Source organism: Amycolatopsis sp. NPDC104863 (assembly GCF_055582965.1).
In genome coordinates, this window is the sequence record NZ_JBVJOW010000001.1 from 863349 (window position 1) to 880649 (window position 17301).

The following is a 17301-nucleotide window of genomic DNA, read 5'->3' on the forward strand; positions in this document are numbered from 1 at the left end:
GAACCCCGTGGCCGTCGTCGTGCGGATGCTGCTCAGCCGCATCCTCGCCCTGATCCCGCTGCTGCTCGGCGTGATCCTGTTCGTGTTCATCGTGATGCGGTTCGCGCCGGTCGACCCGGCGCTGGCCGCCTTCGACGGCGCGAACGCCACCGCCGAGCAGCTGCAGCAGTTCCGGCTGGAGAACGGGCTGCTGGACCCGCTGCCGCTGCAGTACGTCCACTTCGTCTGGCACCTGGTCCAGGGCGACTTCGGCACCAGCGTGATCACGAAGCAGCCGGTCGGCGACACGATCGCGACCGCGCTGCCGCTGACCGTCCAGCTCACCCTGCTCGGCCTGGTCATCGCGCTGGTGACGGCGTTGGTGCTCGGCGTGACGTCGGCGCTGTTCCGCGACCACTGGCCGGACAAGGTGATCCGCGTGGTCACCCTGGCCGGGGTCGCCGCGCCGGCGTTCTGGGTGGCGTTGCTGCTGGTCCAGTGGCTGGCCGTCGGCCAGGGCCTGTTCCCGACCAGCGGCTACGTCAGCCCGGCCGACTCGTTCGGCGGCTGGCTGAACTCGCTGACGCTGCCCGCGGTCTCGCTGGCGCTGCCGGTGGCGGCGCAGCTGACCCGGGTGATCCGGACGTCGATGGTCGAGGAGCTGGACAAGGACTACGTCCGCACCGCGCGCGGCGGCGGGCTGCCGCCGGTCGTCGTGGTCGGGCGCAACGTGCTGAGGAACGCGCTGGTCACGCCGCTGACCGTGCTCGGCCTGCGGGTCGGCTACCTGCTGGGCGGCGCCGTCGTCATCGAGACGATGTTCGCGCTGCCGGGGATGGGGCAGAACATGATCCAGGCCGTCACCGACGGCGACACCGCCAAGGTGCAGGGTTTCGTGATCACGATCGCGATCGGGTTCGTGCTGGTCAACCTGGTCGTCGATGTCCTGTACCTGATCGCGAACCCGCGCCTGCGGAGCCACGCGTGAGGCGCCTGCGCGGGTCCTGGCCCGCTCTCGCGATCCTCGGTGTGCTCATCCTGGTCGCCGTGCTCGGCACGCTCGTCGCGACGCACAACCCGGACGCGCTCAGCACCGACACCGGCGGCCCGAGCGGCTCGCACTGGTTCGGCACCGACACCTCCGGCCGCGACATCTTCTCCCGGCTCGTCGCCGGCACGCGCTGGTCGCTCGCCATCGGCCTGGGGGCGGTGGCGCTCGCGCTCGTGTCGGGGGCGGTGATCGGGGCGTTCGCCGCCACGTCGCACCGCCGGGTGGACGCCGTCGTCATGCGGGTCCTCGACGTCATCATGGCCTTCCCGGGCATCGCGCTCGCGGCGGTGCTGGTCGCGGTGTTCGGGCACGGGATCGTCGTGCTGGTCCTGGCCATCGGGTTCCTCAACATGCCCGCGGTGGCCCGGGTGATCCGGGCGAACGTGCTGGCCCAGTACGGCGAGGACTACGTCGCCGCGGAACGCGTCATCGGGGCGCGGCGGTTCTTCGTGCTGACCCGGCACGTCGCGATCAACTGCGCGGCGCCGGTGCTGGTGTACTGCACGGTCACGGTGGCCGACGCGATCGTGTTCGAGGCGTCGCTGTCGTTCATCGGCGCCGGCATCCAGCCGCCCGACCCGTCGTGGGGCTCGGTGCTCGCCGACGGCAAGGACCTGGTGCTGACCGGCGGCTGGTGGGCGACGCTCTTCCCCGGCCTGCTCATCCTGGTCACGGTGCTGGCGCTGAACATCCTGTCCGAGCGGATCTCCGACGCCTGGGCCGCACCTTCGGCGCGGGCGGTCAAGGCGGCCGAAGTCGCGAAGGCCGTCGAAGCCCGCGACGACGCCGACACCGCGCCCGTCCTGCCGATCGCCGGGCTGCGGGAAGCGGGGGAGCGGCTGTCCCGCACCGCCCGGTCCCTGGACCACCGCGACACGGTCCTGGAGGTCGACCGGCTGCGGATCGCGTTCCCCGGGCGGCACGAGGGTGTGGACGTCGTCGACGGCGTGTCGTTCAGCGTCCGCGCCGGCGAGGTCCTCGGCCTGATCGGGGAGTCCGGCTGCGGCAAGACGCTCACGGCGTTGTCGATCCTCGGCCTGCAGCCCGCCGGCGCGGAGGTGACGGGCCAGATCCGGTTCGCGCAGCGCGACCTGCTCGCCCTGCGCCCCGGCGAACGCCGCCGCCACCTCGGCCACGACATCGCGATGATCTACCAGGACGCGCTCAGCTCGCTCAACCCGGCGATGACCATCCGGGCCCAGCTCAAGCAGTTCACCCGCCGCGGTGGCACGCGCACCCCGGCCGAGCTGCTCGAGCTGGTCAACCTCGACCCGGGCCGCACACTGCGCGCGTACCCCCACGAGCTGTCCGGCGGCCAGCGCCAGCGGGTGCTGATCGCGATGGCGCTCTCGCGCGACCCGAAGCTGATCGTCGCCGACGAGCCGACCACCGCGCTCGACGTCACGGTGCAGGCCCAGATCATGGCGCTGCTGCTGCGGCTGCAGGAGGAGCTCGGGTTCGCGCTCATCCTCGTCTCCCACGACCTGGCGCTGGTGTCCGAGATCGCCGACCGCGTCGTTGTCATGTACGGCGGGCAGGTCGCCGAGCTGGGCACGACCGCCGAGGTTGTCGGCTCACCGCGGCACCACTACACCCGCGGGTTGCTCAGCGCGGTGCTCTCGCTGGAGGAGAACGAGGCCCGGCTCACCCAGATCAAGGGGGTCGTCCCGGCCCCCGCCGAGTTCCCGGCGGGCTGCCGGTTCGCCGACCGCTGCCCGGCGGCCCGCGCCAAGTGCTGCGAAGAGACCCCGGTCCGCTTCGGCGAGCCCGTCGACCACCTGGTCGCCTGCCACTTCCCGGCGGTCGACCTCGCCCGCGAGAAGGAGGCGACGGCGTGAACCTGCTCGAACTGGACGGCGTCCACGTCGTCCACCGGATCCGCGGCGCGAACCTGTTCGGCCACGACAACGTGTACGCGCTCACCGACGCCCACCTCGTGGTGAACCCGGGCGAGACGATCGGGGTCGTCGGCGAGTCCGGCTGCGGCAAGTCGACGCTGGCCAAGGTGGTCGTCGGTCTCCAGCGGCCGACCGCGGGCACCGTGCGGTTCCGCGGCAAGCCCCTGGAACGCGGCTCCGGCCGCGAGGTCGGCATGGTGTTCCAGGACCCGTCCACCGCGCTGAACCGGCGGCTCGCCGTCGCCAGGATCATCCGCGACCCGCTCGACGTGCACCGCGTCGGCACCCCGGCCGAGCGTGAGGACCGCGTCCGCGAGCTGATGTCACTGGTCGGCCTGCCCGCCAGCGTCGCCGACGCGGTGCCGGGACAGCTCTCCGGCGGGCAGCGCCAGCGGGTCGCGATCGCCCGCGCGCTGGCCCTGCGGCCGGCGCTGCTCGTCGCCGACGAGCCGACCTCCGCCCTCGACGTCTCGGTCCGCGCCCAGATCCTCAACCTGCTGCTCGACCTGCGCGAACAGCTGGAGCTGGCGATGGTGTTCGTCTCCCACGACATCCAGACGGTGTCGAAGATGAGCGACCGGATCGTGACGATGTACCTCGGCCGGATCGTCGAGGAGGCGCCGGTCGGGGCCGCGGCCCGGCACCCGTACACCCGCGCGCTCTTCTCGGCGACGCCCAGCCTGCTGCACCCCGTCGAGCCGATCGTGCTCAGCGGGCCGGTGCCGTCGGCGACGCACCCGCCGAGCGGCTGCCCGTTCCGCACCCGCTGCCCGAAGGCCACCGACGAGTGCGCGGCCGAGCTGCCGCCGCTCGCCGTGGCCGAGGGCAGGCACACCTACCGCTGCATCCATCCCGAGATCCCGACCGGAGTGACCACCTGATGCCGAAGTTCGCCGGAATCGTCCCGCCGCTGTGCACGCCGTTCAACGACGACTTCAGCGTGGACACCGACTCGCTGCGCCGCCACGTCGAGGTCCAGCTCGACGCCGGGGTGCACGGCGTGTTCGTCCTCGGCTCGTCCAGCGAGGTCGCCTTCCTCCCGGACGCCCAGCGCCGTGTCGTCGTCGAGACGACGGTCGACCAGGTCGCCGGGCGCGTCCCGGTGCTCGCCGGCTGTATCGACATGACGACATTGCGGGTCGCCGAGCACATCCGGGCCGCCGAAGCCGCCGGGGCCGACGCCGTCGTCGTCACCGCGCCTTACTACACGCGGACCCACGTCGCCGAGGTCGACCGGCACTTCCGCCTGCTCGCCGAGCGCACGGCGCTGCCGATCGTCGCCTACGACATCCCGGTCGCGGTGCACACCAAGCTCGACGGGGCGATGGTGCTCGACCTCGCCGCCGACGGCGTGATCGCCGGGTTGAAGGACTCCAGCGGCGATGAAGCGGCGTTCCGCTTGGTGCTGCTCGGCAAGCGCGAACGCGGTCTCGACTCCTTCGCCGTTTTCACCGGCTCCGAGCTGGTCGTCGACGCGGCGCTCGCGATGGGCGCGGACGGCGCCGTCCCCGGCCTGGCCAACGTCGACCCCGTCGGGTACGTGCTCATCCACGACCACTTCAGGTCCGGCAACCTCGCCGCGGCCCGCCGCGAGCAGGAACGCCTGCTGAAGCTGTTCTCGATCACCTCGGTGGCGCCCCCGAGCCGGATGGGCCGCGGCTCGGCCGGGCTCGGCGCGTTCAAGGCCGCGATGAAGATGCGCGGGTTCGTCGACAACGCTGTCATGGCGCCGCCACAGCTGCCCCTCGACGACGAGGAGCTGTTGCGCATCAAGGAGAAGCTCGCCGAGGCGGGTCTGCTCTGATGATCCGCTACGGCGCCGACTACAACCCCGAACACTGGTCCGAGGAGGTCCGCCGGGAAGACCTGAAGCTGATGGCCGAAGCCGGCGTCACGATGGTCACCGCGGGGATCTATTCGTGGGCCGCGGTCGAGCCGCGGCCGGGGGAGTACGACTTCGGCTGGTTCGACGACGTCATGGACGGCCTGGCCGGCGTGGGTGTCCAGGTGTGCCTGGCGACGATGACGGCGTCACCGCCGGCCTGGTTGTCCCACGCGCACCCGGAAACCCTGCCGGTGCGCGCCGACGGCGTCCGGCTCTCGCCCGGCGCCCGGCAGCAGTTCTGCCCGTCCAGCCCGGTCTATCGGGCACACGCCGAGCGCCTGGTCGAGCAGCTGGCGACGCGCTACGCCGGGCACCCGGCGCTGGCGATGTGGCACATCGGCAACGAGTTCGGCTGCCACGTCCGGGCCTGCTACTGCGACGAGTCCGCGTCGGACTTCCGTCGGTGGCTGCAGGAGCGGTACGGCACGGTCGAGGCGCTGAACGCGGCGTGGACCACGACGTTCTGGTCGCAGCGGTACGACGACTGGGCCGAGATCCTGCCGCCGCGCGTCGCGCCGACGTTCCCGAACCCCGCGCAGCAGCTGGACTTCCACCGGTTCTCCTCCGACGCCGCGCTCGGCTGTTACCTGACCGAAAAGCGCGTCCTGCGCCGGATCACGCCGGGCATCCCGGTCACGACCAACTTCGTCGGCCTGGTGCAGAAGGCGCTCGACTGGCACACCTGGACACCGCACGAGGACGTCGTCAGCCTCGACTCCTACCCCGACCCGTACGACCCGCGCGCCCACGTCGAGGCTGCGTTCGCCTACGACCTCGTCCGGTCCACAAAGGACCAACCGTGGCTGCTGCTCGAACAGGCCCCCAGTGCGGTGAACTGGCGGCCCCGCAACAGCCCCAAGCCGCCCGGCGCGATGCGGCTCGGCAGCTGGCAGGCCATCGCCCAGGGCGCCGACGCCGTGCTGTTCTTCCAGTGGCGGCAGACCAGCGGCGGCGCCGAGAAGTTCCACTCGGCGATGGTCCCGCACGGCGGCCGCGAGACCCGCACCTTCCGTGAGACGGCCGCGCTCGGCCAGGAGCTGGCCCGCGTGCCCGAACTGGCAGGGACGCGCGTGCGCGCCGACGTCGCCCTGCTGCACGACTGGCCGAGCTGGTGGGGCCTGGAGCTGGACTCACACCCGGCCCGGCTGGACCAGCTCGAGACGCACCTCGCGCACTACGCGCCGTTGTTCGACGCCAACATCACCTGCGACGTCGTCCCTCCCTCGCGTGACTTGTCGGGCTACAAGCTCGTGGTCGTCCCGAATCTTTACCTGCTGGAGCAGGCTTCCGCGGACAACCTGCGCGCGTACGTCGCCGGCGGCGGGCACCTCGTGGTGTCGTACTTCAGCGGCATCGTCGACGGCTGCGATCGCGCGTACCTCGGGGGCCACCCGGCGCCGCTGCGGGACGTCCTCGGCCTGCGCGTCGACGAGTTCTGGCCGCTTGACGGGACGACCTCACTCGATTTCGGCGACGGGACCACGGATTCCGGGGCGATCTGGTCCGAATGGATCGAGCTCGAAGGCGCCGAGGTCGTCGCGTCGTTCGCGAGTGGTGACCTGGCCGGGCGGCCCGCGATCACCCGGCACGCCTTCGGTGACGGTGTCGCCTGGTACGTCAGCACCCGCCCCGATCTGGCTTCGCTGCTGAGCAGCGTCACCGCCGAAGCCGGGGTGACGCCGGTTCTGGCGGCTCCGCCCGGGGTCCAGGCCGTCGTCCGGCACGGCGGGGAAAGCGCTTACCTGATCCTGCTCAACCACGGCACCGAGCCGGTCACCGTCGACCTGCCGCACACCGCGCCGGACCTGCTGACCGACCCGTCGCGGCCGGTGGACCAGGTCCGGCTCGCCCCGCGAGGTGTCGCCGTCCTGAAGGGATGAGAATGAGAACACTGGGGAGATGGGCCGCGCTGGTGGCCCTGGTGGCGGGCACGCTGCTCGCCGTGAGCCCGGCGCAGGCCGCGCCGCAGTTCGACCAGCAGGTCCTGTTCAAGGCGTCGCAGGATCCCGGGTACAGCTGTTTCCGGATCCCGGCGATCGTCAAGTCCACCCACGGCACGCTCTTGGCCTTCGCCGAAGGCCGCATCGACAACTGCGGTGACACCGGCGACATCGACCTCGTGCTGAAACGCTCCACCGACGGCGGGAAGACGTGGTCACCGCTGCAGGTGGTCAACCGCGGCGGCGGGGACACCCACGGCAACCCGGTGCCCATGGTGGACCGCCGGACCGGCCGGATCGTGCTGGTCACGACGTACAACAAGGGCCGCACCGACGACAAGGCCTGCGACGTCCCGTGTCCGCGGACCCCGCACTCGCAGTACAGCGACGACGACGGCCGGACCTGGTCGGCCCCGGTCGACATCAGCGCTCAGGCGAAACTGCCGAACTGGGACTCGTGGTACGCCTCGGGCCCGGTGCACGGGATCCAGCTGACCCGCGGCCGCCACGCTGGACGGCTCGTGTTCGGCGTCAACGCGGAAACCAGCGACGGCACGAACTCCATCGAGAACCACGCCGGGCTTGTGTACAGCGACGACGGCGGACGCAGCTGGCATGTCGGCGCCGTCAACAGCTACCCGCACCCGGTCGGCGGGACGTACACGCAGAAGCCGTCCGAGGTCACCGTCGTCGAGCTGGCGGACGGCTCGATCTACGCCGGGGGCCGTGAGCAGGGCGGCACCGACATCGGCAACCGCGACTACGCCGTCAGCCGCGACGGCGGCGAGACGTTCTCCAGGTCCTTCACCACCATCCCCGACCTGGTGACGCCGATGGTGCAGGGGGCGATCGTGCGGGTCGGCGATCGCCTCCTGCTCTCGTCGCCGTCGGACACCGACCGGCGGCGGTGGATGATGATCCGCTCGTCCTACGACGGCGGCCGGACGTGGGACAACGCCGAGCAGGGCACGCAGATCACGACGGACTGGTCCGGCTACTCCGACCTGGTGCAGATCGGCGGTCCGGAGATCGGGCTCCTGTACGAAGGCGGCGCGGTCGACGCGCGTGACGAGATCCGCTTCGCGCGGTTCACCGAAGACTACCTGGGCCGGCACCGCTCCGCGGGACCGTCCACACCGGACGTTTCGGGTCACGCCGACGCGCGGGTGCTGGGTGGCGCGCCGGTGACGCCCGGCCGGTTCGGCGGTGCGCTGACCTTGGACGGCGTCGACGACTACGTCCGCGTGCCGTACGACCCGGCGCAGCCGCCCGGCGACGGTGACCTCACGTGGACCGGCTGGTTCCGGTACGGGGCGAGCAAAGGCAGCCAGGTGCTCTTCTGGCTCGGCGGGATGGGCACCACGGCGCCGCAGCTGTGGCTGCGCGGCGAACCCGCGAACCACCGGCTGATCACCACGATGACCACGGCGGCCGGGACCGCGTCGATCACGACGGCGCAGGCCTACGACGACCAGGCCTGGCACCACGTCGCGCTGGAGCGCACGGGCGGCAGGCTGCTGCTGTGGGTCGACGGTGTCCAGGCCGCGGCCGGCGCGGCGGTCGCCGGGTCGGTCAGCCAGACCGTGTCGTTCCAGCTTCAGCTGGGGCAGCGGCTCGACAACACGTTCCGGTGGAACGGCTCGTTCGACGAGGTTCGCTTCTACCGCCGGGCGCTCACGGCGCCGGAGCTCGACGCGATCCGCCTCCGGAACGCGCCGGTTCCCGCGGGGCAGGTGCTGCGGCTGCCGTTCGACCGGATCCACGGCTGAGGGAGATGAGGACGACGCCGGCGATGCTGAGCGCACCGCCGGCGGCGTTCACCCAGGTCGGGACCTCGCCGAGCCAGCCGAACGCGACGGCGAGGGCGACCGCCGGGACGAGGTAGAGCGCGCCGGTCGCGACGGCGATCGAGTGCCGTGCGACCGCGTACCCCCAGGCGACGAACCCGGCGGCCGAGGGGAGCACGCCGAGGAAAACAACCGAGAGTGTCGCCGCGGCCGGGGCCGTCGCGACGGCGTCCAGCGCCTGCGGGGCGAGGGGCGCGAGGAAGAGCGTCCCGGCCCACATGGCGTAACACGCGACTTCGAGCCCGGTGTAGCGCTTGAGCAGCGGCTTGCTGCAGAAGTGGTAGACGCCCTGGACGGCCGCGGCGGCCAGCACGACCCACGCCGCGCCCGAGTAGCCCAGGCCGCCGCCCACCGCGATGAGCGCGCTGCCACCGAGCGCGACGGCGCTGCCGAGGACCTTGCGCGCGGTCAGCCGCTCGCCCAGGAACGCCGTGGCGAGCAGGACGCTGAACACCGGCGCCACCGAGACGAGCAGGCTCGCGGTGCCCGCCGGGACGTGGACCTCGCCCCAGTTGAGCAGGACCTGGTAGGCGCTCATCCCGGCCAGCCCGCAGGCGGCGATCAGCGGCAAGTCGGCCTTTTGCGGTACGCGCACCTTGAGGATCGGCGCGGCGAGCAGCAGGACGGCCGACGCGACCGCGAGCCGGGCGAACGAGAGGCCCGCGACGCCGTACCCGTCGAGGCCGACCTTGATCGCGGGGAACGCCGAGGCCCATAGGACGACGGTGACGGCGAGAGCTGCGAGTTTCACGTTCTCCATCGTCGGCCGTGCGATACTGAAGTACCAGTTACGGTTTCTTCTTGAACCAGGAAGTCGGACTTCATGTTGGAGCTTCGCCGCCTGCGCATCCTGCACGGACTCGCCCAGTACCGGACCGTGGCCGCCACGGCCGCGGCACTGCACCTGACCGGCCCCGCCGTCTCCCAGCACCTGGCCGCGCTCGAGCGCGAGGCCGGGACACCGCTGCTGGAGAAACAAGGCCGCACGCTGGCGTTCACCCCGGCCGGGCGGTTGCTGGTGTCCCACGCGGAGGTCATCCTCGACGACCTCGCGGCGGCCGAGTCGGCGCTGGCGGCGGTCGCCGAGAACGGCGGGACGGGCACGGTCCGGGTCGCGGCGTTCGCCTCGGCGTCCCGGCAGCTGCTGCCGCGGGTGTGGGCCGAGCTGCCGCCGGCGGTGTCCTTGCGCCTGGCCGTGCAGGAGCCGGAGACCGCCTTCCGGTCGCTGCGCACCCAGGACGCGGACATCGCGGTGGTGCACGGGTATTCGCTGCTGCCGCGCGACGTCCCGCCGCGGTGCGAGGACCGGGTGCTGCTCTCGGAGCCGGTCCTGCTGGCGACCGCCGGCCCGCCGGGCTCCGGCGAGCCCGTGCGGTTGGCCGACTTCTCCGATCGGCCCTGGCTCGTGCCCACCGCCGACCTCTCGTGCCACGAGATGATCCAGCGGGCGTGCGGGGCGGCGGGTTTTGTGCCGTCGGTGGCCGCGGAGTCACCGGACTTCGCGGTGCTGATCGCGCTGGCCGCCGCCGGGGCGGGCGTGGCGCTGGTGCCGGCTATGGCGCTTCCCGCCGGACCGCTGGGGGTCGGCCTCCACCGGCTCGCGGAACCGTTGACCCGCAAGGTGTTCGCGGTGACCCGGAGCGGCACGGCCCGGCGGCCGGACATCCGGGCCGTGCTCGACCTGCTGGAGCGGTCGGCGGCCGAGTGGGTGGCGGAACTGTGAGCCGCTACTTGGCGGCCCGCGCCTTCTCGACGGCTTCCAGGAACTTCGCGACCTTCTTGCGGTCGCCGTAGTCGTACTGGAACGTGTTGCCGGCCAGCTTGTCGGCGAACAGCGGGACGTTCTCGACGACCGCGCCCGGCCCGTCCGGCGTCACGAACTCGATCTTCCCGGGCTTCCACGCCGTGGCGGGGGTGTGGCGGATGGCGGTGATCTTCGCGAGCGGGAACCGGTTCTTCTGGTCGTCCGGGACCACCGCCCAGATCTTGGTCGCGATGGTCAGCGTGATCGCGCTCCCGTCGAAGCGCAGGGACCGACGGCGGGATCTGATGGGCTTCACCGGACCTCCCGTCCTCACCACGACTATCCCAGCGGCCCAGGGCGGCCGGAAGACGCCGTCCGGACGGTTCAGAGCGTCCGGCAGGTGAGCTCCGGACGGCCGTCGGCGGCGCCGTTGCCGGTCAGCGCGATCAGCCCGAACGTCGTCGAGCCGTCCGCGTCGAGCTTCGCGTTCCACGCCGCGTTGTCGACCGTCACCGTCGAGCCGTCGACCGTGAACGTGCCGTTCCACAGGCCGCTGATGTGGTGCCCGTCCGGCAGGGTCCAGCGGACGCGCCAGCCGGACAGCGCGGCCGCGCGGTCGTTGCGGACCGTCACCTCGACCTGGTAGCCGCCGGGCCAGGAGTTCGTCACCTGGTAGCGGGCCGCGCAGCCCAGGTCGGCCGGGGTCGTCGAGGTGGTGGGCGGGGGAGTGGCCGGGACCGGCGCGGCGACCGGGGCCGCCGCCGGGGCCGGTCGGTCCGGCACCAGCGCCGTCCCGATCACCACGCCGAGGGCCAGCAGCAACGCACCGCCCGTGCTCGCCAGGACGAGCCGGCGGCGCGGGCGGTGGACGCGCAGCAGCCGGGTCCCCAGGTGCCCTCGCGGCCGCGGCCGGGGCGGCGGCAGCGGACGGCCGCCGGTGACGGCTTCGAACAGGTCCTGCACCTCGGCCATCACCGGGCGCTCGGCCGGGTCGCGCCGCAGCAGCCGCCCGAGCACCTCCGCGAGCGGCCCGCTGTGCCGCGGCGGGGTGACCTCGTCCCGGGCGACGCGCAGCAGCAGCGTGATGGCGTTGTCGTCGTTCCCGAACGGCGGCGCGCCCTCCAGCGCGCGGTAGAGCGTCGCGCCGAGGGAGAAGACGTCGGCCGGGAAGCCCGCGTCGGCGCCGTTCGCGACTTCGGGCGAGAGGTAGGCGGGGGTGCCCGCGATGAACCCGCCGCCGGTCACCGTGCCCTCGCCGGTGGCCCGCGAAATCCCGAAGTCGGCGATCTTCGCGACGCCGGACTCGCCGATGAGCACGTTGGCGGGGGTGACGTCCCGGTGCACGATGCCCTCGGCGTGCGCGGCGGCCAGCGCCGAAGCCACCTGCAGGCCGATGCGCGCCACCTCGTCGGCGGGCAGGCTCTCCCGGTCGAGCAGGATCTCCGCGAGGCTGCGCGAGGGCAGGTACTCCATGACCAGGTACGGCTCGCCGCCGTGCTCGGCGACGTCGTGCACGGTGATGGCGTGGGGATGCCGCAGGCGCGCGGTGAGCCGGGCCTCGCGCATCGCGCGCGAAGCCGCCTGCTCACCGGCGGCCTGCCCGATCGCCGGGTCGTACCCCAGCTGCTTGACGGCGACCACCCGGTCGAGCCGCTCGTCGCGGGCCCGCCAGACGACGCCCATCGCGCCCTGGCCGATCCGCTCGTCCAGCCGGTAGCGCCCGGCGATCAGCTCTCCTGCGTCGGTCACGACGACCTCCCGGCCTTCCCCGGAACACACGGATGCCAGCGGCAATCGGTTCGAGCCTACGGCCTGCCCGCCGGAGGTGCCGGCGGGCAGGCCGCGCTCACGCGCCGGGCCGGTGCAGCTGGTCCCACGTCGGGACGGCCGGGGTGAACCGGAGCTTCATCCCGGCCTCGGCCGGCAGCTTGTCCGCCTTGCGGGCGTTGCAGCTGCGGGGCGTGCCGCCGCACGCGGCGACCGTGTTGAGCCAGCTGGTCCTGGCGCCGCCGCGGGACAGCGGCGTCACGTGGTCGATCGTGGTCGCGCGCTGCCCGCAGTAGGCGCAGCGGTGCCCGTCCCGGACCAGGACCCCGCGCCGGGACCAGCGCGGTGGCTGCGTATATCGCCACTTCATGACGACGTACCGCAGCAACCGGACGATCTTCGGGCGCGGGAACAGCCCGTACGCGAGACCGTCTTCGGCCTCGTGGATCTCGGCGACGTGCCGCACGAGCATCCGGATGGCGTGCGGGACGGACACGGTCTGCAGCGGCTCGTAGCCGGCGTTGAGGACAAGAACCTTCACGGCGCACCTCTTCCTTCGGTGGGGAGACGCAGAAAGCCGCCCGTCGGCGGTCCGACGGGCGGCTTCTGCCTGGTGCGGTTCATGGTCGCCGAGGGGCGCGAGCCGCGTCAATCGTGTTTACCGCAGGGAATGGCCCCGGAAGAACCGCCAGATCACCGGGGTCGCGTCGATGACCGTCGGCGTGGCCGAGTCGAGGTTCGGCTTCGTGCTCGGCCAGACGTGCCCGGCCCCTTCGACGCGGTAGTGCTCGAGGGCGCCGCGGTGGTCGCAGCCGAGCCACTTCTGCGCGACTACCCCTTGCACCGGCGTCCACGAAACGGGCTTGGCGCGGCAACCGTCCCTTGTGGACCAGCCGGCCAGCCAGTCCGGGATCGACGGCAGGCCCTTGTCCGGGTTGCCGGTGTAGGGGATGGTCGTGTCGGCGGTGCCGTGGAAGTCGAGGATCGGGACGTCCCGGCTCGGGTGGCAGGCGCCGCCCTGCGGGTAGAAGGCGCCCGAGACCGGGGCGAACGCCGCGATCCGGCCGGCCAGCCGGCACGCGAGCACCCCGACGAACCCGCCGCCGTTGGACTTCCCGGTGGCGAAGATCCGGTTGTCGTCGACGCACAGCGTGCGCTGCAGCGAGTTCAGCAGGTCACTGGTGAGCAGGACGTCGTCCGCGGCGGCGGAGTAGGGCGCGCCGGTCCAGGCCGACTCGCCGTCGGTGCCGATCAGGCCCTGCGGGTACACCGAGATCGTGTCCAGCGCCGAGAACCCGGACAGCTCCTCCTGGTACTGGGAGGTGCGCTTGTGCCCGTGGAAGGAGAGGACCAGGGGGTAGGCGCGGCGCGGGTTGTAGTGCGCGGGCAGGTGCACGGTGTAGGTGCGGTCGAGGCCGCCGGACACGACGTGCTGCGTGGTCGTCACCCCGGCGGGGACCGGGGCGGGGCGCCCGCAGCCGGTGGTGCGGACGGGGTGGTCGACGACGCCCGCCGCGGCGGCGGGCGCGGCGAAGGCGGTGGTCAGGGCGCAGGCCGCGGCGAACGCGGCCGCCCACCGGGGCAGGGGTCCGGGCACTCGATCCTCCTTGATCGGCAGCGGGGCGTGGCCAGCATCACCCTCGGAGTCCGACCTCACCTAGATTGCGTTCATACTGTGCGCACTTTTCACTGATCCGACCGCGGTCACGGCCTGATGGCTCCGTGCCGACGGTCGCTTGCCGTGCGCGGGCCGGCCTGCTTCCGGCCGGATCAGTGAAGTGCGCGACCGGGTGACGCCCCGGAGTGTCGGTGCCCCTCGGTAGGATCGGCCCACCTCGGCTTTTGTGCACCGGAAAGGACCGGAAGTGACCACCCCGATCGAGACGCTGGAGTTCCAGTCGGAAGCGCGTCAGCTGCTGCAGCTGATGATCCATTCGATCTATTCGAACAAGGACACCTTCCTGCGGGAGCTCGTCTCCAACGCCTCCGACGCCCTCGACAAGCTGCGGCTGGAGTCGTACCGCGACAAGGACCTGGACGCGGACACGGCCGACCTGCACGTGGCGATCGAGGCGGACTCGGCCGCGCGCACCCTCACGGTGCGCGACAACGGCATCGGCATGACGCGCGACGAGGTCGTCGCCCTCATCGGCACGATCGCCAAGTCCGGCACCGCCGACTTCCTGACCAAGCTGAAGGAGGCGAAGGACGCGGCGGCGTCGCAGGACCTCATCGGGCAGTTCGGCGTCGGGTTCTACGCGAGCTTCATGGTCGCGGACAAGGTCACGCTGGTGACGCGCAAGGCCGGCACGGCCGAGGGCGTGCGCTGGGAGTCGACCGGCGAAGGCACCTACACGATCGAGCCGGTCGAAGACGCGCCGCAGGGCACCGCGGTCACCCTGCACCTCAAGCCCGAGGACGCCGAGGACCACCTCTACGACTACACGTCCCCGGCGAAGATCCGGGAGATCGTCAAGAAGTACTCCGACTTCATCACCTGGCCGATCCGGATGGCCGGCGAGGCCGCCGAGGGTGAAGAGCCGAAGGCCGAGACGGTCAACTCGATGAAGGCGCTGTGGGCGCGGTCGTCGAGCGAGGTCACCGAGGCCGAGTACCACGAGTTCTACAAGCACGTCAGCCACGACTGGCAGGACCCGCTGGAGACCATCCGGCTGCAGGCCGAGGGCACGTTCGAGTACCAGGCGCTGCTGTTCCTGCCCTCGCACGCGCCGATGGACCTGTTCCTGCGGGAGCGCAAGCGCGGCGTCCAGCTGTACGTGAAGCGCGTCTTCATCATGGACGACTGCGAGTCGCTCGTCCCCGAGTACCTGCGGTTCGTCAAGGGCGTCGTCGACGCGCAGGACCTCTCGCTCAACGTCTCGCGCGAGATCCTGCAGCAGGACCGGCAGATCCAGCTGATCCGCCGTCGCCTGGTCAAGAAGGTCCTCTCGACGGTGAAGTCGATGATGACCGCCGACGCCGAGAAGTACGCGACGTTCTGGCGGGAGTTCGGGCGCGCGGTCAAGGAAGGCCTGCTCGACGACTTCGAGAACCGCGAGGCCATCCTCGAGATCTCGTCGTTCGCCTCGACGCACGACGCGGAGAAGCCGACCTCGCTGCGCGACTACGTCGAGCGGATGAAGGACGGCCAGCAGCACATCTACTACATGACCGGCGAGTCCCGGTCGGCCATCGAGAACTCGCCGCACCTGGAGGCGTTCCGGGCCAAGGGGTACGAGGTGCTCGCGCTCACCGACCCGATCGACGAGATGTGGGTCGACGCGGTGCCGGGCTTCGACGGGAAGCAGTTCCAGTCGATCGCCAAGGGCCAGGTCGACCTGGAGTCGGACGAGGACAAGAAGGCCACCGAGGTGGCCCGCGAACAGCAGCAGAAGGACTTCGAAGGCCTGCTGTCGTGGATGGGGACGTCCCTGGGCGAGTCCGTCAAGGAGGTCCGGCTTTCGTCGCGGCTGACGACGTCGCCCGCCTGCATCGTCGGGGACACCCACGACCTGACCCCGACGCTGGAGAAGATGTACCGGGCGATGGGGCAGGAGCTGCCGCCGATCAAGCGGATCCTCGAGCTCAACCCCGAGCACGCGCTGGTGACCGGCCTGCGCGAGGCACACACCGCGCGGCCGGAAGACGCGGGGCTGGCCGAGACGGCCGAGCTGCTCTACGGGATGGCGCTGCTGGCCGAAGGCGGCGAGCTCGGTGACCCGGGCCGGTTCATCAAGCTGCTCGCGAGCCGGCTCGAAAAGACGCTGTGAGACCGGGCCCGGGCGGGACCACCCCGCCCGGGCTTCGTCCACTGTGGACGATCGCCGAGGTTGCGCGTGAGGTTTCGGGCGGCTCCCGAACGGGCATGCGCGACGTATGGCCGGAACCGTGCTCGAAGCCGCCAGGCCGCCGCGCTGTCCGCAGGTACCCGGCGAGTGGCCTGTGCACCGCCGGGAACCGGACGGCGGCTGACCCGTGGGCACCCGCGAGAGCGTTGCGCGCGTCTTCGCCGACCGAGAGGACGCTGGGCGCCGGCTCGCCGACGCCTTGGCGCGGCGGACCTGGACCGACCCGCTCGTGCTCGGGCTCGCCCGGGGCGGGGTGCCGGTGGCCGCCGTGGTCGCGCGGCGGCTCGGCGCTCAGCTGGACGTCGCGGTCGCCCGCAAGATCGGCGCGCCGGGCCGCCGCGAGTACGGCGTCGGCGCGGTGACCCCGGACGGTCCCGCGATCTACGACGAAACGATCCTGCGTGTCATGGAGCTGACGGCCGTCCGGATGGCCCGCGTGGAAGAGCGCGAACGGGCGGAGGCCCGGCGCCGCCTCGAGCGGTACCTGGGCGGCCGCGCGCCGGCCGGGCCGGCGGGCCGCGACGTCATCCTCGTCGACGACGGGCTGGCCACCGGCGTCACCGCGACGGCCGCACTGCGTGACCTGCGGGCCGGGCACCCGCGGACCGTCGTCTTCGCCGTGCCGGTGGGCGCGCCCGACGCGGTTGCGAGGCTGCGGGACGAGGTCGACGACGTCGTCTGCGTGGCCGAACCGGCGGGATTCCGCGCGGTCGGCGAGTGGTACGCCGATTTCCGCCAGACGAGCGACGAGGACGTACTTTCGCTGCTCGGCCGGTGACCCTGGGACCTCCACTGAGGACGGGCCGTGACGTGCTGCTCCACCCGGGGAGACCCGGGTTGACCGGATGGGTGGCGGGGTACCACCCGGCGGGGGCCGCGAACCGGATGGGCGGGCGAGATGATCGAACGGGACGGGCTCGGCGCTCCGGCGCGCGGGCTGCGGCAGTACTTCCTGGCCGTGGCGACCAAGCTGGACGTTCCGGCGTGGTTCTGCGAGGTGGAAGTGCCCGCGTCCGCGTACTTCGCGCTGGAGCGCCGGCTCGCGCGGTTCCCGGACCACGAAGCGGCCCTGCTGTGGGACGAGCGTGACGGCTGGGCCGCGGCGGTCGAGTCCGCGGCCGGCGAGGACGTGGTGGTGCTCGCCTACCTCGGCGTCGACGTGCTGGCGGCACCGGACACCGTCCTGGCCTTCGTGAAGGATCTCTACGCCGACGCGTACCCAGGCCAGCCCGACCCGCCGGACCTGCGGAGACCCGGGGCCCCGGACGGCTTCGACGAGCGTCTCGCCGGCTGCGCGAGCAACCCCGTCTGCCTGCCCGAGGGCCAGTCCTGAGCAGTCCAC

15 protein-coding genes are annotated in these 17301 nt (G+C 72.1%); 10 read left to right on the forward strand and 5 right to left on the reverse strand.

What is annotated here, in order from left to right; genetic code table 11:
• Positions 1-7 precede the first annotated feature (7 nt).
• Genes ACZ63J_RS03815 through ACZ63J_RS03840 form a run of 6 tightly spaced genes read left to right on the forward strand, consistent with a single transcriptional unit; the run spans position 8 to position 8522 of the window.
• A complete protein-coding gene (locus ACZ63J_RS03815) occupies positions 8-967 on the forward strand; it encodes an ABC transporter permease (protein WP_465399872.1) in 960 nt (319 codons plus the stop codon).
• The gene (locus ACZ63J_RS03820; RefSeq protein ID WP_465399871.1) at positions 964-2868 is read left to right on the forward strand and encodes a dipeptide/oligopeptide/nickel ABC transporter permease/ATP-binding protein; all 1905 of its coding nucleotides are present in this window, start codon (positions 964-966) and stop codon (positions 2866-2868) included. The genes ACZ63J_RS03815 and ACZ63J_RS03820 overlap by 4 nt, the downstream gene beginning before the upstream one ends.
• Entirely contained in the window at positions 2865-3809 is a 945-nt protein-coding gene (locus ACZ63J_RS03825; protein ID WP_465399870.1) for an oligopeptide/dipeptide ABC transporter ATP-binding protein, read from the forward strand. The genes ACZ63J_RS03820 and ACZ63J_RS03825 overlap by 4 nt, the downstream gene beginning before the upstream one ends.
• Positions 3809-4732 carry a dihydrodipicolinate synthase family protein gene (locus tag ACZ63J_RS03830; protein ID WP_465399869.1) on the forward strand — a complete coding sequence of 308 codons (924 nt, stop codon included), beginning with the start codon at positions 3809-3811 and terminating at the stop codon, positions 4730-4732. Before ACZ63J_RS03825 ends, ACZ63J_RS03830 begins: the two co-directional genes overlap by 1 nt.
• A complete protein-coding gene (locus ACZ63J_RS03835; RefSeq protein WP_465399868.1) occupies positions 4732-6693 on the forward strand; it encodes a beta-galactosidase in 1962 nt (653 codons plus the stop codon). The genes ACZ63J_RS03830 and ACZ63J_RS03835 overlap by 1 nt, the downstream gene beginning before the upstream one ends.
• A 2-nt stretch (positions 6694-6695) precedes the next feature.
• Complete coding sequence (locus ACZ63J_RS03840; protein ID WP_465399867.1) at positions 6696-8522, forward strand: exo-alpha-sialidase; 1827 nt, start codon at positions 6696-6698, stop codon at positions 8520-8522.
• On the opposite strand, the gene ACZ63J_RS03845 is transcribed toward ACZ63J_RS03840, so the two are convergent.
• Positions 8428-9351: a DMT family transporter gene (locus tag ACZ63J_RS03845; RefSeq protein WP_465399866.1), complete on the reverse strand. Its 924-nt coding sequence runs from the start codon at positions 9349-9351 to the stop codon at positions 8428-8430. The two genes, ACZ63J_RS03840 and ACZ63J_RS03845, sit on opposite strands and share 95 nt — an antisense overlap.
• Before the next feature lie 72 nt (positions 9352-9423).
• On the opposite strand from ACZ63J_RS03845, the gene ACZ63J_RS03850 reads away from it, so the two are divergent.
• Positions 9424-10323 carry a LysR family transcriptional regulator gene (locus ACZ63J_RS03850; protein WP_465399865.1) on the forward strand — a complete coding sequence of 300 codons (900 nt, stop codon included), beginning with the start codon at positions 9424-9426 and terminating at the stop codon, positions 10321-10323.
• A gap of 4 nt (positions 10324-10327) precedes the next feature.
• Here ACZ63J_RS03850 and ACZ63J_RS03855 read toward each other — a convergent pair whose 3' ends face one another.
• The 4 genes from ACZ63J_RS03855 to ACZ63J_RS03870 all read right to left on the reverse strand — a co-directional run bounded on the left by ACZ63J_RS03855 (position 10328) and on the right by ACZ63J_RS03870 (position 13708).
• Complete coding sequence (locus ACZ63J_RS03855) at positions 10328-10660, reverse strand: hypothetical protein (RefSeq protein ID WP_465341072.1); 333 nt, start codon at positions 10658-10660, stop codon at positions 10328-10330.
• A gap of 68 nt (positions 10661-10728) precedes the next feature.
• Entirely contained in the window at positions 10729-12093 is a 1365-nt protein-coding gene (locus ACZ63J_RS03860; RefSeq protein WP_465399864.1) for a protein kinase domain-containing protein, read from the reverse strand.
• 97 nt (positions 12094-12190) lie between these two features.
• Positions 12191-12652, reverse strand: coding sequence for an HNH endonuclease (locus ACZ63J_RS03865; protein ID WP_465399863.1), 462 nt, complete (start codon positions 12650-12652; stop codon positions 12191-12193).
• Between the two features lie 117 nt (positions 12653-12769).
• A complete protein-coding gene (locus tag ACZ63J_RS03870) occupies positions 12770-13708 on the reverse strand; it encodes a CE1 family esterase (protein WP_465399862.1) in 939 nt (312 codons plus the stop codon).
• A 268-nt stretch (positions 13709-13976) separates the two neighbouring features.
• Here ACZ63J_RS03870 and htpG point away from each other — a divergent pair, with 268 nt between their 5' ends.
• The 3 genes from htpG (at position 13977) to ACZ63J_RS03885 (ending at position 17292) form a co-directional block, all read left to right on the forward strand.
• On the forward strand, positions 13977-15881 hold the full coding sequence (gene htpG, locus ACZ63J_RS03875; protein ID WP_465399861.1) for a molecular chaperone HtpG: 1905 nt from the start codon (positions 13977-13979) through the stop codon (positions 15879-15881).
• Between the two features lie 205 nt (positions 15882-16086).
• Positions 16087-16737 carry a phosphoribosyltransferase gene (locus ACZ63J_RS03880; RefSeq protein WP_465399860.1) on the forward strand — a complete coding sequence of 217 codons (651 nt, stop codon included), beginning with the start codon at positions 16087-16089 and terminating at the stop codon, positions 16735-16737.
• Between the two features lie 120 nt (positions 16738-16857).
• Entirely contained in the window at positions 16858-17292 is a 435-nt protein-coding gene (locus ACZ63J_RS03885; protein ID WP_465399859.1) for a DUF6292 family protein, read from the forward strand.
• The last annotated feature ends 9 nt before the right edge of the window (positions 17293-17301 follow it).

Excerpts from the sequence above, each read along its gene's own strand:
- ACZ63J_RS03830 (WP_465399869.1), top strand. The coding sequence starts at position 3,809 with ATGCCGAAGTTCGCCGGAATCGTCCCGCCGCTGTGCACGCCGTTCAAC.
- ACZ63J_RS03835 (WP_465399868.1), top strand. The coding sequence starts at position 4,732 with ATGATCCGCTACGGCGCCGACTACAACCCCGAACACTGGTCCGAGGAG.
- ACZ63J_RS03840 (WP_465399867.1), top strand. The coding sequence starts at position 6,696 with ATGAGAACACTGGGGAGATGGGCCGCGCTGGTGGCCCTGGTGGCGGGC.
- ACZ63J_RS03850 (WP_465399865.1), top strand. The coding sequence starts at position 9,424 with ATGTTGGAGCTTCGCCGCCTGCGCATCCTGCACGGACTCGCCCAGTAC.
- ACZ63J_RS03885 (WP_465399859.1), top strand. The coding sequence starts at position 16,858 with ATGATCGAACGGGACGGGCTCGGCGCTCCGGCGCGCGGGCTGCGGCAG.